Genomic DNA, 14,555 nt, shown 5'->3' on the forward strand with positions numbered 1-14,555 from the left:
CACCGCCCGGTTGGTTTCATTATTGGATTGAGCCTACACGCTTAAAGCTGGGCAAACTGAGTAGCTTGTCCCAGTGCATCCAAATGGCGAAAGCTTTGCCAACGATATCTTTCTCTGGAACAAAACCCCACTCCCGGCTATCCAGGCTGTTATCGCGGTTGTCGCCCATCATGAAGTAATGCCCTTCAGGCACTACACCACTGAAATTGCTGTACTGCCTGGGATGGACACTTTTCTGCATCTCGTGGCGATAACCATCGAGATCTTCCCACATAACCTCAGTTTGTGGATTGCTCGGAGGAATAGCTCGGATCAATTCTTGGCGAGCCAGCTCACCGTTCACATAGAGCACATTGTTTTTCAGCTCTATTCTGTCACCGGGCAATCCGATCACCCGCTTGATGTAATAGGTATCGTTGTTGTGAGGTGGGAAAAACACCATAACATCGCCACGCTTGGGCTCGCCTACATCCATAACCTTGGTACGGGAAACTGGCAAGCGTACGCCGTAGGCATATTTGTTAACCAGGATAAAATCCCCGACTTCCAGCGTTGGAATCATTGAGCCCGAGGGAATTTGAAAGGGCTCAACGAGGAAAGAGCGCAGAACAAATACGATCGCCAGAATTGGGAAAAAAGACTTCGCATACTCAACGACGATTGGGTCGGCTTGCTGGTCCCCAACTTTCTTTTTCCGTTGACGGGCGAAAAACAGGCTGTCGACCAACCAGATTCCGCCACTAATCACAACTAACCAAAGCAGAATCAGAGGTAAATTGATATCCATTACTTTTCTCTACTATTCCTTATTTTTGTCGTGGCGCAGAGTCTAAACTCTACTGATCCACCTTCAGCACCGCCAAGAATGCTTCCTGAGGTACTTCAACACGACCCAGCTGCTTCATTCTGCGCTTGCCCGCTTTCTGTTTCTCAAGCAGCTTTTTCTTACGGGTAACATCACCACCGTAACATTTGGCCGTCACATTTTTACGCAACGCCTTCACCGTGGTTCTGGAGACTACTTGGCCACCAATGGCCGCCTGGATAGCCACATCAAACATCTGGCGAGGAATCAGCTCCTTCATCTTCTCCGCCATAGCACGGCCTTTCTGCTGCGCGTTATCGCGGTGGACGATCAAGGCCAGGGCATCTACACGGTCACCATTAATCAGGATATCCAGGCGCACTAACTTAGCCGCTTCAAAACGGACAAAGCTGTAATCCAAAGAGGCAAAGCCACGGCTTACAGACTTGAGGCGGTCGAAGAAGTCCATGACCACTTCACTCATCGGCAGTTCATAGCGCAGGGACACCTGGGAACCCACATACTGCATATCCTTTTGGATACCCCGCTTCTCTACGCACAGAGTAATTACATTACCCAAATACTCCTGTGGCACAAGAATATTCACCTCGGCAATCGGTTCCCTCATCTCTTCAATGGAACCTACATCCGGCAGACGCGATGGGTTGTCCACCATCACAGTCTCGCCATCTGACTGCTCAACCTCGTAAACCACCGTCGGCGCGGTAGTGATCAGGTCCAGGTCGTACTCACGCTCCAGGCGCTCCTGGATAATTTCCATGTGCAGCATACCGAGGAAGCCGCAGCGAAAACCAAAGCCCAGTGCATCGGATGTTTCCGGCTCATAGAACAGGGAAGCATCGTTCAGGGAAAGTTTCTCCAGCGCGTCCCGGAAGGCCTCATAGTCATCAGAACTGACCGGGAATAGGCCGGCATAGACCTGGGGCTTAACTTTCTGGAAGCCCGGCAGCATATCGATGTCATCGGCGCCCTTGGCATGGGTCAGGGTATCGCCCACCGGGGCACCGTGAATATCCTTGATGCCTGCCACTACAAAGCCCACTTCACCAGCGCGAAGTACACCGGTTTCATGGCGCTTGGGCGTGAAAATACCGACGCTGTCCACAACGTGGGCGCGACCGATAGACTTGGTGACAATCTTTTCCTTGGTCTTCAGCGTGCCCTGGACAACACGCACCAGAGAAACAACGCCCAGGTAACTATCGAACCACGAGTCGATAATCAGCGCCTGCAGAGGAGCACCCACATCGCCTTCGGGCGGCGGCACCAAGCGCACCAGATCTTCCAACACATCTTCGACACCCAGGCCGGATTTGGCGCTGCAACGGGTCGCTTCGGCGGCATCAATACCGATAATGTCCTCGATCTCTTCAGCAACCTTTTCTGGGTCTGCTTGCGGCAAGTCCATCTTGTTCAGGACCGGGATAACTTCTAGTCCCTGCTCAATGGCCGTATAACAGTTGGCAACCGACTGGGCTTCAACGCCCTGAGCAGCATCAACCACTAACAGTGCGCCTTCACAAGCAGCCAGAGAGCGGGATACCTCATAGGAGAAGTCCACGTGCCCCGGGGTATCAATAAAGTTCAGCTGATAGGTCTTACCATCGCGCGCGTTATAGTCGAGCGTCACACTCTGCGCCTTGATGGTAATCCCACGCTCGCGCTCGAGCTCCATGCTGTCCAGCACCTGTTCAGCCATCTCCCGATCGGAGAGGCCACCACAGTCCTGGATAAAGCGGTCAGCCAGGGTAGATTTCCCGTGGTCGATATGGGCAATAATGGAGAAATTGCGGATATGAGAGAGATCTGTGGCCACTGCGGAATAAAAACCCTTGCAAAATCAAATGATTAGCTGGCTATAGTGCCAACTGTGTGGCGCAAGTCTAACAGAACTCATGGACAGAGGTGAGAGCTAGGTGGCCCAATGGGCCACCAATCGCTGGAAAGCGGCTAGCTTTCGATCTTAATTGTACGGAAAGTGGACTGCCCGGCGCGGAAGAAGCGAATCGGCAATAGCTCATCTTCCGGCAGATCCTTGACGACAGTTTTGTAGTCACTAATGTCGCCAACTTCTTCAAAACCAAGTTGCGCGATGATATCGCCACTGCGCAAACCTGCTTTGGCACCGGGCTTGCCTGGAATCACTTGCTTCACCAGCACCCCAGTTTCCACATTCCATCGCTGCTTCAGGATATCGGGAATTTCCTCAACCACGACACCCAGGCGCCCACCCACTCCAGAGCTGGGATTGGCTGCCACTTGCCTCGCTTCATCTTCAGAACCCGGCAGGGTGCCGACAGTAACACTCAGGCGCTCGGGTTTACGATTGCGGATCAACTCCACCTGGGCCTGTGTACCCGGTCGAATCTGGCCTACAACGTGCGGCAGGTCACCAAAAACTCCTATCTTCTGACCATGGAAGCGCAAAATGATATCACCGGGCATAATTCCCGCTTGAGCCGCGGGCGACCCAGGGCTCACCTGATCGATCAGGGCGCCGGCGGGCTTACCAAGGCCCATGGCTTCCGCCATATTGCGGTCGACATTACTGATTCCCACTCCGAGCCATCCGCGATCCACCCGCCCTTTTTCCTTTAACTGGGCAACCACATCCTGGGCAAGGCTCGCGGGAATAGCGAAGGAGAGCCCGATAGATCCGCCACTGCGGGTATAGATCTGAGAGTTGATACCCACTACTTCGCCATCCAGGTTAAACAGCGGGCCTCCGGAATTTCCGGGGTTAATTGCAACATCTGTCTGGATAAAAGGAACGTAATTCTCGCGGCTCTCATTGGGGATACTGCGCCCCATCGCACTGACGATCCCGGCGCTTGCGGAGTAGTCCAAGCCGAAGGGAGAGCCAATAGCGACAACCCATTCTCCCACCTGCAGCTCTTCGGAATCCCCCCAGCGTACTGACGACAGGTCCTCCGCGTCGATCTTTAACAGGGCCAGGTCGGAGCGCACATCCTTGCCGATAACCTGCGCCTCGTATTCGCGACGATCAGTCAATGTAACGGTTACCTGGTCTGCACCATCGACCACGTGATTATTGGTTACGATATAACCGTCTTCAGAGATGATAAAGCCGGACCCCATACTCGCTACCGGGCGCTGCTGGCGCTGGCGCGGCTCGAAAAGGTGGCGGAAGATATCGGGAATTTCCTGTTGAAGCTGCGGCTGGCTACTGCGACTAGTGCGGTTGCGATCAACCGTGTTGATTTTGACGACTGCCGGTGAGTTATCTTCGATTAACTCCGTAAGTTCGGGTAGTCCGCGGGCACTGGCAGCCCCGGAAACCAACAGACAAAGAACCAGTAGATATTGTGTACAACGTTTAACCATAGGTTTGTTACCCCTAGTGATCCCTTCTAATATGAAACCATTGGATTTTCGAGTCCTTTCAAGGGCGAACCTTGGCTTGTCCAGCCCCTTAGGGACTCTCAGTAACGACTTAGTGGCGATCTAGTCACCAAAGTTCTACAACAGACTGTAAAACTGTGTAAAGAGTTAACGATGTCCGAAATGCGCCCGCGCCCAGAACGCGGTCAGTTTCACCTGCCCACCGAGCTCTACGGCCAAAGTGTTTTGGGCGCCCCTTTACTCTATTTTCCCGCGCAAACCGGCACCCACCACGGCCTCATAATGGCCGGCACCCACGGAGATGAAGTCGCCGCAGTCGTCGCTCTATCCTGCGCGTTGCGGGCCCTCGCCACCAACTCATTGAGACATCACGTAATCCTCGCTGCCAATCCGGATGGCTGCCAGCTGGGCACCAGGGCCAACGCACGCGGCGTAGATCTCAACCGCAACTTTGCCACTGCAAATTGGGATGGCAGTGGCAATGTCTACCGGTGGAACAGTGCTGCAGAAAAACGCGATGTTCGGCTAAGTACAGGTGATAGCGCCGCCTCTGAACCCGAGACCTCTGCACTTTGCCAGCTGTTTGCAAAGCTGGGACCGACCTGGACCGTTTCCATTCACGAGCCCCTTGCCTGTGTCGAGGACCCCAGCAACAGCCCTCTGGGCATGCAGCTTGCCAGCGATTTCAAGCTGCCTCTGGTTGGGGATGTGGGTTACCAGACCCCAGGATCATTCGGCACCTGGTGCGCAGAACAAACACTGCCCTGTATTACCCTTGAACTCCCCCCAATATCAGCTGATGCGGCAAGTGAAGATTATCTGCAAGCGCTAATCGATCTGCTGACTTACGACCAATAAACTCTACCCGCCTTGAAACGCAGAGGGGGCTCCACATCGCTGGCCAGCCAGGTGGGCCCATCCAGGTCCAGAAAGCTCGCTCGACTGCCCAATGGCCAGGCTGCTCGGATAGCCCGAGAGGTACACAGCATGCATCCCAGCATAATTTCCAGGCCGAGATCAGTCGCTTCATCTGCGAGTGCCAGGGCCTCGGTAATTCCGCCAGTTTTGTCCAACTTGATATTGACCATCTCATAGCGTTTGAGCAACTTCGGCAGATCTTCCCGAGTATGGCAACTCTCGTCTGCACAAATCGTCAGCGGGTGCTCAAAGCTCTCCAGAAATTCATCTTCACTCGCAGGAAGCGGCTGCTCAAGCATCGCCACCCCCAACTCGCTTAAATCATGACATCTCTGTAACAAGGTCTCTTTTCGCCATGCCTCATTGGCATCAATCACCAACCTGGCATCCGGTGCTGCAGAGCGTACTGCCGACACCCTTTCTTGCACATGTTGGTCATCAAGTTTCAACTTGAGAACCTCAGCTCCCGCCGTCACAGCAATTTTCGCAGCACTTGCCATTGCCTCGGGACTATCAACAACTAATGTCTGTACGGTAGGGAGAAAATCCGGAGCCGGATGTAGACGCCCCGCTTTTTTAGCCTCCCAATCTGCCAGCGCACAATCCAATGCATTTCGCGCCGCTCCGGCAGGCATACGCAGCTGTAATTGCTCTCGGGTCAACCCATCGCTCACCTCTTTGAGCATTGGCTGTAACTGGTGCAAAACAGAGGCAGCACTTTCTCCATAGCGAGCATAAGGCGTGCACTCACCGACGCCAGAGATTTCACCATCACTAAGCTCCGCCACCACAACCTGAGCCTCAGTGCGAGCGCCACGAGAGATGACAAATGCAGTACGTAGAGGCCAGCGCTCATCAAAACAGCGAGCCCTCATTGGCAGAGCCTCCAGGCAATAAATGGAACTCTCAGTTTAGGTCAGGGAGATTAGGGTTAGCTGGCGAAGACGGAGGCGGCGGACTATTTCTTTTGGGAGGGCTCAATCTGCAGCAGTACCGGGGTGTAGGTGGGGTTTTGCGACTGGGACCTACTGTACCAGCGAACGCCCAAAGCACCGAAGACCAGACCGATCAAGGCCCCAATTACAGCACCGGGCTCAGCGAAGAGCGAATCCCCAATCAGTGCAACTAGCACCAGGGACATCAAGGGGACGAGGTAAACCAGCAAAGCGCTACTGGTCAGGGCATTCTCGGTAATACCAATTACCGCCACATCATCGAGGTGGATTTTATCAGCAGAAAAACCGTTGAGAGCTACTTTAACGCGGGTCGAAGAAGAAAACAGATCGCCCAGCAACCCAGTCCCACAGCTGCTTTTGGTAGAACAGCCATTACAGGCGCTACTCTGGGTGGTCTCCACCCAGATAGCATCGGACTCTATGGCCACTACCCGGCCACGCTCTTGCAGCACCTATATGCTCACTTAGCTCTTTGCGGTAATTGAGCTGGCGACACGGCGAGCTGTAGTTTCGGGAATTTCACCCACCACTGTCACAGTGTAAGCAACACCTTCAATTTCCAATCGGTCCATATAGGCTGTTGTGGCTCCGCGGATTGCGCGACCTTTAAAGCCCTCAAGTTCTGGACCGAGGCGCTGAACAAATACAGAGAACACTCCCAGCCCATCGCTAAACACCATCATATCGCCATCAGATAACGGCTTGACGGACACTACCCGGAAACCGTCGGGCAACCAGCCCACCTGCCAACGGCTCTGTGAAGCCGTACACTCATTCCGATTATCGATGCGCCGGGCATTATTCGAGACCGCCTGAAGTGCGGCATCCTCTACAGGGGCGAGATCCAGTTGTACAAACTGGTAACGTTCCAATACGCGGCCCTGAGTGCTAACCAGCATGGTCTTCAACGGCAGTCCAGTCTGTTTATCGAGACTCACTACCAGTCCCAGGCGATAGCGATCCCTCGGTCGCGCCTCAATCACAACAGCATCGCGATCCGCGATTCGCTCCTCACCCCGCAAGATAAATTGGTAGGCGCGCTGAGCCTGTTGTTGGCCCGCCGAGTTCCATGCTGTAGCACGATTTCTTGGCGAAGCACTGACATCGCAATTTCCGGCACTGCCGTGGCTGATCAACTCTCTAGGCTCACCACTGAGGTAGCGCACGCGCTCTACCTGCTCACCTTCTCGAACCGCGTGAACAACCTGCAAGGTCTCCAGGAGGCCCGCATGCTCAAAGGTCACCAGACCACTGTATTCAAGCTCAGTTACTGCCTTTGCCAACTTGGCTAGCCAATGCTCAACCTCGTTGTTACTCACCACACCCGGGCTTACCAGGCCGCTCTGCCCTGCAGGGTTGAGATTCGCCGGATTAAGATTAACTACACCAGATGTCACCGCCTCTTGCGCCGGCACGGTACCAGCAGCACCTTCCGGGGCTACAGTTGCAGGATCGGACAGTGCTGCGGCAGGACTTTCCACCTCAGCCGAGCCCCCGTCTGTCATAGCAACTTCCACTACAGCTGGGGCCGCTGCAGGAGCAGTACTCATATCGAGATTTATGGTGGTGGGGGCACTGGGTTCAACCCCTGTGCCGACCTGGGCAAATGACATGGGAGCCAACAGCGAGGAGGCCAACAGTAGACCGTTGGCCTTGAGAATCCCACAGAGGATTCGGCGCCCCCTGGTTTCGACTTTCGTCACACTACATTCCAACTTGTTCGCCGTAAGTGGCGCGAGCAAAAGGCACCATGCCCTGACTGCCCACATGAGCGGCTTGTTCTGAGTGCTGAATCATTACGCGATTCAGGTGGCGCATCAACTCGGGGGTTGGTGCCTGCTGTATTACAGCCTGCCCCACAACACCTGTGCGCTGCTCGGGTACAAAGCGGGGAGCCGCAGTGCTCACAGAGCGCGTAGAGGGAGCGGGCACATAAAAACCGGAAGGCTGCGGAGCAGACTGAACCACTGGTTGGGCTTCACGCTCAACCGATGCTACTGGCTGGCTCCCACCCTGGATGGTGTTCTGCGGAGAATCAGTCATTTGCTGCACACCCAAAATGGCAGCAAAGGCCACCGTCGCAGCAACAGCACCACGGGACAGCGGGCGCCACCAGCGATTGTTAACCAGATTGCCAGCAACCGCAGCTCCCCCATTGCCGTTTTGGGACAGGGGCTCCTCCTCATCGATAGCGGCAGAAATACTCGCTGCAAGACCGGTGTCTACCGGTGCGACCTGTTCGCGGCGCATAACACTCGCCGCGAGCTGGTAGCGCGACCAGCGCTCACCCAACTCTTCAGAGGCCGCGCTGGCCTTCAGAAGCCGTTGCAGCTCCAGTTCGCTGACTTCGCCATCCATGAGCGCCGAGAGCGACTCGTTAAGACGTTCCTGATGATTCCCGTGGGACATAGGGGTTAACCCTCTTGTGCAATCATTTATTTGGTGCCCACAAGCACCATATTTGGTTACATGTTATGACCGGAGTCTGAGCAGTTGGTTTCCCCGACTGGGAAAATTTTCCGCAATTTTAACCCCTGTCACCCAGTGTTTCCGGCTCGCCGGCCATCACGGCCTGGACTGTCCGGTCTATCGCCTCCCGTGCGCGAAATATTCTAGAGCGCACGGTTCCCACCGGGCATCCCATAACCTCGGCGATTTCCTCGTAGCTAAGTCCCTCAAGCTCCCTCAGCGTTACCGCTGAGCGCAGATCCTCTGGCAGTGCGCGAATGGCGCGATGCACCGCCGCTTCCAGCTGGTCGCGAAACATCTGGCTCTCAGGTGTCTCGTTATCGCGCAGCAGATCAGCACCCGAGTAAAACTCAGCATCTTCCAGTTCAACATCAGAAGATGGCGGCCGACGACTGCGGGAAACCAGGTGGTTCTTGGCGGTATTAATCGCAATCCGATACATCCATGTGTAAAAAGCGCTCTCGCCACGAAAATTGGCAAGAGCACGATAAGCCTTGATAAAAGCCTCTTGGGTTACATCCTGTACTTCACTGTGGTCCTTAATGAACCGACTCACTACAGCAACAATTTTGTGTTGGTACTTGAGCACAAGAAGATCAAAAGCACGTTTGTCCCCTTTTTGTACCCGTTCCACCAACTCACGGTCACTCGTTGACGCCTGATGCGCTGTCATCCCCAACTCCCATATCCAGCCACACTGCGGGCGCCACAAAACTTGACTGCGGGGCCACCGGCGCAGGCGTTTCTTTTACTGTGTTGATGACAATGACAATAGGACATAAGTTCCACGTCAAATCGACGAATAATCAGGAGGCGCTATACTACGCGACCCTTAAACATAATTGAAATCTATGAATGCCCAGGCAAACTACGACGTTCTCGTAATTGGAAGCGGTGCAGCAGGCCTTACACTGGCACTGCATCTCGCCTCCCAGTATCGCGTGGCCCTGCTCTCCAAGCAGAGATTGCAAGATGGCTCCACCTGGTTCGCCCAGGGAGGCATCGCCGCAGTGCTGGATGAGATGGATTCGGTTGAGTCGCATATTGCAGACACATTAGACGCGGGTGCAGGACTCTGCCACCCCGCTTCAGTACGCTTTACCGTAGAAGAGAGCACCGCTGCAATCCGCTGGTTGATTGATCAGGGAGTGGACTTCACCCGAGAAGAAGAGGGCTACCACCTCACCAAAGAGGGGGGGCACAGCCACCGGCGCATTATCCATAGCGCCGATGCCACCGGCCGAGCGGTGCACAGCACACTGATCACCAAGGTACTGAACAGCCCAAATATCGACTGTTTTGAGCACCACGTCGCCATCGACTTGATTCGCCAGCCCGATCCGCAGAAAGGCCGATTCCGCTGCGCTGGCGCCTATGTGCTTGATAAAAACACCGATGAAGTTGAGCTGGTACAGGCAAAAGCTGTCGTTCTGGCCACCGGTGGTGCCAGCAAAGCATACCTCTATACCAGTAACCCAGACGGTGCTAGTGGCGATGGGATCGCGATGGCTTGGCGCGCCGGTTGCCGCGTGGCGAATATGGAGTTCAATCAATTCCACCCCACTTGCCTTTATCACCCCAAGGCCAAGGCCTTACTGGTCACAGAGGCTTTGCGCGGCGAAGGGGCGGTGCTCAAACTTCCAGACGGCAGCCGGTTTATGGACCGCTTCGACAAGCGGGGTGAGTTGGCACCAAGGGATATCGTCGCCCGCGCTATCGACCACGAGATGAAGCGACTGGGAGCAGACTGCCTTTACCTGGACATCTCCCACAAAGATCCTCAGTTTGTGCGCGATCACTTCCCAACGGTCTATAGCAACTGCCTTCGCTACGGTATTGATATCACCCGCGAGCCTATTCCTGTCGTACCTGCAGCCCACTACACCTGCGGCGGCATTATGGTCGACCGCCATGGGCGCACAGATCTGGATCAGCTCTACGCCATTGGCGAAACCACCTTTACTGGCCTCCATGGCGCCAACCGCCTCGCCAGCAACTCGCTATTAGAATGTCTGGTTTATGCACGCTCCGCAGCCCTGCATATCGACGAGCACCTGGGGATGGTACAAGCCCCTCGCCCATCACCTGGTTGGGATGCATCGCGAGTCACTGATTCTGATGAAGATGTGGTGATCTCCCACAACTGGGATGAACTGCGCCGCTTTATGTGGGACTACGTAGGTATCGTGCGCACCCGCAAGCGACTCTTGCGCGCTCAACACCGGGTGAAACTGCTACAGAAAGAAATTCGAGAGTTCTACGCCAATTACCGTATCAGCAACGACCTGGTTGAGTTGCGCAACCTCTCGCTGGTGTCCGAACTGATTATTCGTTCCGCATTGGATCGTCGCGAGAGCCGTGGACTGCACTACTCCCTCGACTACCCCCAGCTGCGTGAACTTGCTATGGACACGATTTTGGTGCCAGAGAACTTTGCCGGCCAACGTCAGTTTATTTAGGCAGCCTATGGACTGGCCTGCTACTTCGATCCCGAACAGCTAACGAGAATAGCGCAGTGCTACTTGTAGCCTGCGCCAGTCCTGCGGCGCCAGCATATCCTTGGCCAGCACCAAACGGAACCGGCGCCCAGCTCTGTCACGCCCGTTAATCACCACCAACCAGGACCACAACACCAGCTCATTTACAAACTGGAATTCGCGACTATCTGCCCCATCAGGGCGCCAAAACCACCTTCGCTCACGGGTCGATAAATGGCCTCTCCCAGCTCTTACCCGGCGCCACTCTATCCCCGCGTAAACCACAGCGAAAAAGCTCGCCAGCACAGATAACACTAAAGGCAAGTTACACAGCCAAATAAGCAGAATCGCCAGGAAGGTGATCAGCAAAAGGAGCAAATGCAAAAGAAAGGAAGGCGCAACGACGCAACTTAAGCGGGCGCTGCGCTCATAAAGCGGGGGTGTCGAGCTATTCCTGGAGTCCGGTGTTGTCACGGATGATCTGCACTATACGCTTCAAGTCCGGGTCAGCCGGATCTTCCCGACGCAAGAACCAGGCGAACAGATCCTGATCCTGCTCATCGAGCAGGCGGATATAGCGCTGCTGATCCTCTGGCTCCAGGGTCTCGTAAACATTATCCAGAAACGGCAGCAACACCAGATCCAATTCCAACATGCCACGGCGGCTGGCCCAAAACAGGCGGTTGCGATCCATACTTCTTTCCAACCAGCTAAAAAGCGCAGTATACCCCCTGCCCCACCAAACTTGAAAAGGGCGCGAAGGACCCCCAAATTATGCCCCGAATACAAATGCAGGTGGCAGGATTATGGATCAGCAACAGTGGCAGGATTTTCTCAGCAACGAGGGCGCCATTTGGGAGGGCAGCAAAGCTCACTTCCCTCTCACCAGTCGCGAAGACCCTCAGAGTTTGCACCTGCTGGACCTGGGCCCAATCGGAGCTATTTCCATTACTGGGCCCGACAGCCAGAAGTTCTTACAGGGGCAGCTCACCTGTGACTTGATCAACCTTCCCGATGAACACAGCACCCTGGGAGCTCACTGCAGCCCCAAGGGGCGTATGATCAGTGCTTTTAGTGCACTGAAACTTTCGCAAAGTGAGTTCATCTTCCGACTGCCAAAGGATTTGGCCCCCATCGCCCAGCAAGCGCTAGCCAAGTACGCCGTCTTTTTCAAAACAGAGCTGCGAGACATCAGTGATGAAACCCACTGGTTAGGCCTGCAGGGGCGCGATGTGGCAGAGCGCACCTCCAAACTGCTGGGCTTCGAGCAACCCTCTGTCGGCGAGGTGAAGCTATTTGACTTCGAAGGAGAGCGCTGCATTGCCCAATGTATTACCGACCTGCAGCTAGCCATCCTGGTACCCACCAGCAAGGTCCAGCAACTGTGGCAAAAGCTATCACCAGAGTGTGAAGCTACCGGCTATGACTGTTGGCAAATGCGCCAAATTGAAGCCGGCATCCCCCAGGTGGACGCAGCCACTACAGAGATGTTTATCCCGCAGATGACCAACCTGCACCTGCTCGGTGGCGTGAGCTTTAAAAAAGGCTGCTATACCGGCCAGGAAGTAATTGCCCGTATGCAATTCCGCGGCGCCGCCAAACGTCGCCTTTACCGGGCAAGCTGCGCTTCGGGGGATCTCCCTGAATCGGGCATGGAGATCTTTGGAAATGGGAAGCAAAGCATTGGCAATCTGGTAGAAGCCTGCCATAGCAAAGAAGGCGTTCAGCTACTCGCCGTACTCACCATCGCCAAAGTGGCCGCAGGTGAAACCTTACACCTGAAAGATGGCCGCACTTTGGATATCGAGGAACTTCCCTACGATGCAGACGCCGATCCGCTAGCCTAAACCGGAAAAGTACTTTTAATCAAAAAGGCGGCTTTTTAGTCGCCTTTTTTGTTTATGATTTAACAACCAGAAAAAACCTCTGGAAAGTAAAAAGGTTTGCACCACTCAAAACGCAGCTTACTACCGCTACTATATTTATGGATATTTCCCTGGGCTTCAAAATTTCAGCTAAATAAAGCAGTAGAGGGAGGCAATATTGAAAGAGTTAGACCAACTAATTGTCGTTCTTGAATGCTGCATTATTCTGGCAGGCTTTGCTGCAATAGTTGGCACACTCCAACCCAGAAAAGGCAGAAATCTTGGCAAAGGAAGAATTGTATCCCTCGCGATGATTATTTATATCAGTTTGATCAACGCATTACTGGCTGCCTTCACCCTGACTCTATCCAATTTTGATCTCGCTGATCGCACCCTGTGGTCAGTAAGCAGTTTTGCCATGAGTGTGGCTACGTCGTTTTCTATCGGCTACCTATGGATAAAGAAACGACTCAAATCTGTTTCAATTGTTGCCAAGGTTACCTATTTCCTTCTTTTCGGCATTGCCGGCTCAGTAGTTATTATCAATATCATGAATGCGCTAGGGATCGTTTTCAACAAGGAGTATGGACCGTATTTTTTATCCTTTGTTTGCAACCTATTTGTCGTCGGTTATGCATTTTCAAGACTGCTTATGCGCCCATTATGGGTAGCTGTTAAAGAAAATGAACTAGGCCGAACCGACAAGGAGAAAACGGCGGCGTCCAGCTGATTTTCAGCTAAAAGTGTGGCGTCAACCATTGGACACCTACACCTAACAACAATTATTAACCATATAGCAAGCGGGTTAAAATAAAGCTAATTGTGAGACGGGAAACAACTTACCAGTTCTCCATTTCACTCATATACTGTTATCAACTTTCCTATTTAACCTTTCTGCTTGGGACAATAGCGGAAGATGGAAAAACTGTCGGTACAAATCGATCAATTACTTGTCATTATTGAAATATCCATAGTGCTGGCAGGGTTTGCGGCAATGGTTGCCACTTTTCAGTCAAGGAGAATAGAGAGTATCTCTAGGGGTCATGTGGTGTCCCTGGCCATGATTGTCTATATCAGCCTATTCAGCGCACTGCTCGCCGCCTTTTCTTTGGCACTTTTGAACTTCCGTATCGATGCTGGCTATGTTTGGTCTACAAGCAGCTCCTTGATGGGAATAGCCACCACAGGCTTTATTGTCTATCTGTGGAAAAAAAGACACTTTAAATTTGTGTCTATTGTAATGAAAGTTACCTACTATGGGCTTTTCAGTATCGCTTCATCGGTAGTTATCGTCAGCACCCTCAACGCTACTGGCATATTTTTCGAAAGAGAGTTTGGCCCTTATTTTTTAGCCTATATCTGTAACTTGTTTTTTGTCGGCTTTGCGTTTGCCCGGCTGTTAATGCGACCTCTTTGGAAGGCCGTTGAAACCAAAAAGAGGCACCCTGTGAAGGGCCGCTAATCCAAAACAGAGAAGATTATTGAGCAATTAATATATCACCACTCAACTAGAAATACTTTCTGATTTACTCAAGCCCTATATCCACAGTCAATTCCAGCACGATTTTAGCGCCATTTTTTTACGCTCAAATGATTTTTACCTATAAATACTAATTTTCTCTATTTACAATCCGGGAGAGCTGAAAACTCTTCTTTTTTTGACTCGTACCACTTCTGCATC

The 14,555-nt window shown here is 53.3% G+C and carries 15 protein-coding genes; 5 read left to right on the forward strand and 10 right to left on the reverse strand.

Features of this window, described 5'->3' with window-relative positions:
- Positions 1-19: 19 nt before the first annotated feature.
- The 3 genes from lepB to ACJJIW_RS21550 all read right to left on the reverse strand — a co-directional run bounded on the left by lepB (position 20) and on the right by ACJJIW_RS21550 (position 4,171).
- The gene (gene lepB, locus ACJJIW_RS21540; protein WP_282931962.1) at positions 20-787 is read right to left on the reverse strand and encodes a signal peptidase I; all 768 of its coding nucleotides are present in this window, start codon (positions 785-787) and stop codon (positions 20-22) included.
- 49 nt (positions 788-836) lie between these two features.
- Entirely contained in the window at positions 837-2,642 is a 1,806-nt protein-coding gene (gene lepA, locus ACJJIW_RS21545) for a translation elongation factor 4 (RefSeq protein WP_282931961.1), read from the reverse strand.
- 134 nt (positions 2,643-2,776) lie between these two features.
- On the reverse strand, positions 2,777-4,171 hold the full coding sequence (locus ACJJIW_RS21550; protein ID WP_413662747.1) for a Do family serine endopeptidase: 1,395 nt from the start codon (positions 4,169-4,171) through the stop codon (positions 2,777-2,779).
- Between the two features lie 171 nt (positions 4,172-4,342).
- Between ACJJIW_RS21550 and mpaA the strand changes: the two genes are divergently transcribed.
- A complete protein-coding gene (gene mpaA, locus ACJJIW_RS21555) occupies positions 4,343-5,047 on the forward strand; it encodes a murein tripeptide amidase MpaA (RefSeq protein ID WP_444893229.1) in 705 nt (234 codons plus the stop codon).
- Here the strand turns inward: mpaA and ycjG are convergent.
- From ycjG to rpoE, 5 genes are all read right to left on the reverse strand, one after another.
- Positions 5,035-5,982: an L-Ala-D/L-Glu epimerase gene (ycjG, locus tag ACJJIW_RS21560; protein WP_444893228.1), complete on the reverse strand. Its 948-nt coding sequence runs from the start codon at positions 5,980-5,982 to the stop codon at positions 5,035-5,037. The two genes, mpaA and ycjG, sit on opposite strands and share 13 nt — an antisense overlap.
- 83 nt (positions 5,983-6,065) lie before the next feature.
- Complete coding sequence (locus ACJJIW_RS21565) at positions 6,066-6,515, reverse strand: SoxR reducing system RseC family protein (RefSeq protein WP_282931957.1); 450 nt, start codon at positions 6,513-6,515, stop codon at positions 6,066-6,068.
- Between the two features lie 12 nt (positions 6,516-6,527).
- Entirely contained in the window at positions 6,528-7,766 is a 1,239-nt protein-coding gene (locus tag ACJJIW_RS21570) for a MucB/RseB family sigma factor regulatory protein (protein WP_444936316.1), read from the reverse strand.
- 1 nt (position 7,767) lies between these two features.
- Positions 7,768-8,472: a sigma-E factor negative regulatory protein gene (locus tag ACJJIW_RS21575; protein ID WP_282931955.1), complete on the reverse strand. Its 705-nt coding sequence runs from the start codon at positions 8,470-8,472 to the stop codon at positions 7,768-7,770.
- Between the two features lie 118 nt (positions 8,473-8,590).
- The gene (gene rpoE / locus ACJJIW_RS21580) at positions 8,591-9,205 is read right to left on the reverse strand and encodes an RNA polymerase sigma factor RpoE (RefSeq protein WP_282931954.1); all 615 of its coding nucleotides are present in this window, start codon (positions 9,203-9,205) and stop codon (positions 8,591-8,593) included.
- A gap of 178 nt (positions 9,206-9,383) precedes the next feature.
- Between rpoE and nadB the strand changes: the two genes are divergently transcribed.
- Positions 9,384-10,991, forward strand: a complete 1,608-nt coding sequence (gene nadB / locus ACJJIW_RS21585) for an L-aspartate oxidase (protein WP_444893225.1) — start codon at positions 9,384-9,386, stop codon at positions 10,989-10,991.
- Positions 10,992-11,030: 39 nt separating this feature from the next.
- Here the strand turns inward: nadB and ACJJIW_RS21590 are convergent, their stop codons facing one another.
- Both ACJJIW_RS21590 and ACJJIW_RS21595 read right to left on the reverse strand, forming a co-directional pair.
- Complete coding sequence (locus tag ACJJIW_RS21590; RefSeq protein WP_444936317.1) at positions 11,031-11,483, reverse strand: protein YgfX; 453 nt, start codon at positions 11,481-11,483, stop codon at positions 11,031-11,033.
- Positions 11,458-11,703: an FAD assembly factor SdhE gene (locus ACJJIW_RS21595; RefSeq protein ID WP_282931952.1), complete on the reverse strand. Its 246-nt coding sequence runs from the start codon at positions 11,701-11,703 to the stop codon at positions 11,458-11,460. The genes ACJJIW_RS21590 and ACJJIW_RS21595 overlap by 26 nt, the downstream gene beginning before the upstream one ends.
- A 112-nt stretch (positions 11,704-11,815) precedes the next feature.
- Here ACJJIW_RS21595 and ygfZ point away from each other — a divergent pair, with 112 nt between their 5' ends.
- The 3 genes from ygfZ to ACJJIW_RS21610 all read left to right on the forward strand — a co-directional run bounded on the left by ygfZ (position 11,816) and on the right by ACJJIW_RS21610 (position 14,336).
- A complete protein-coding gene (ygfZ, locus tag ACJJIW_RS21600; protein WP_444936318.1) occupies positions 11,816-12,856 on the forward strand; it encodes a CAF17-like 4Fe-4S cluster assembly/insertion protein YgfZ in 1,041 nt (346 codons plus the stop codon).
- A 196-nt stretch (positions 12,857-13,052) separates the two neighbouring features.
- Positions 13,053-13,604, forward strand: coding sequence for a hypothetical protein (locus tag ACJJIW_RS21605; RefSeq protein ID WP_444936319.1), 552 nt, complete (start codon positions 13,053-13,055; stop codon positions 13,602-13,604).
- 186 nt (positions 13,605-13,790) lie between these two features.
- A complete protein-coding gene (locus ACJJIW_RS21610; RefSeq protein WP_444936320.1) occupies positions 13,791-14,336 on the forward strand; it encodes a hypothetical protein in 546 nt (181 codons plus the stop codon).
- Positions 14,337-14,555 lie beyond the last annotated feature (219 nt).

The sequence above is a fragment of the Microbulbifer maximicatervae (SeqCode) genome (assembly GCF_052467815.1).

What these genes read in the sequence shown, in the direction of transcription:
- lepB (WP_282931962.1), bottom strand. Translation starts at nt 787, where the DNA reads ATGGATATCAATTTACCTCTGATTCTGCTTTGGTTAGTTGTGATTAGT.
- ACJJIW_RS21550 (WP_413662747.1), bottom strand. Translation starts at nt 4,171, where the DNA reads ATGGTTAAACGTTGTACACAATATCTACTGGTTCTTTGTCTGTTGGTT.
- mpaA (WP_444893229.1), top strand. Translation starts at nt 4,343, where the DNA reads ATGTCCGAAATGCGCCCGCGCCCAGAACGCGGTCAGTTTCACCTGCCC.
- ycjG (WP_444893228.1), bottom strand. Translation starts at nt 5,982, where the DNA reads ATGAGGGCTCGCTGTTTTGATGAGCGCTGGCCTCTACGTACTGCATTT.
- ACJJIW_RS21575 (WP_282931955.1), bottom strand. Translation starts at nt 8,472, where the DNA reads ATGTCCCACGGGAATCATCAGGAACGTCTTAACGAGTCGCTCTCGGCG.
- rpoE (WP_282931954.1), bottom strand. Translation starts at nt 9,205, where the DNA reads ATGACAGCGCATCAGGCGTCAACGAGTGACCGTGAGTTGGTGGAACGG.
- nadB (WP_444893225.1), top strand. Translation starts at nt 9,384, where the DNA reads ATGAATGCCCAGGCAAACTACGACGTTCTCGTAATTGGAAGCGGTGCA.
- ACJJIW_RS21595 (WP_282931952.1), bottom strand. Translation starts at nt 11,703, where the DNA reads ATGGATCGCAACCGCCTGTTTTGGGCCAGCCGCCGTGGCATGTTGGAA.
- ygfZ (WP_444936318.1), top strand. Translation starts at nt 11,816, where the DNA reads ATGGATCAGCAACAGTGGCAGGATTTTCTCAGCAACGAGGGCGCCATT.
- ACJJIW_RS21610 (WP_444936320.1), top strand. Translation starts at nt 13,791, where the DNA reads ATGGAAAAACTGTCGGTACAAATCGATCAATTACTTGTCATTATTGAA.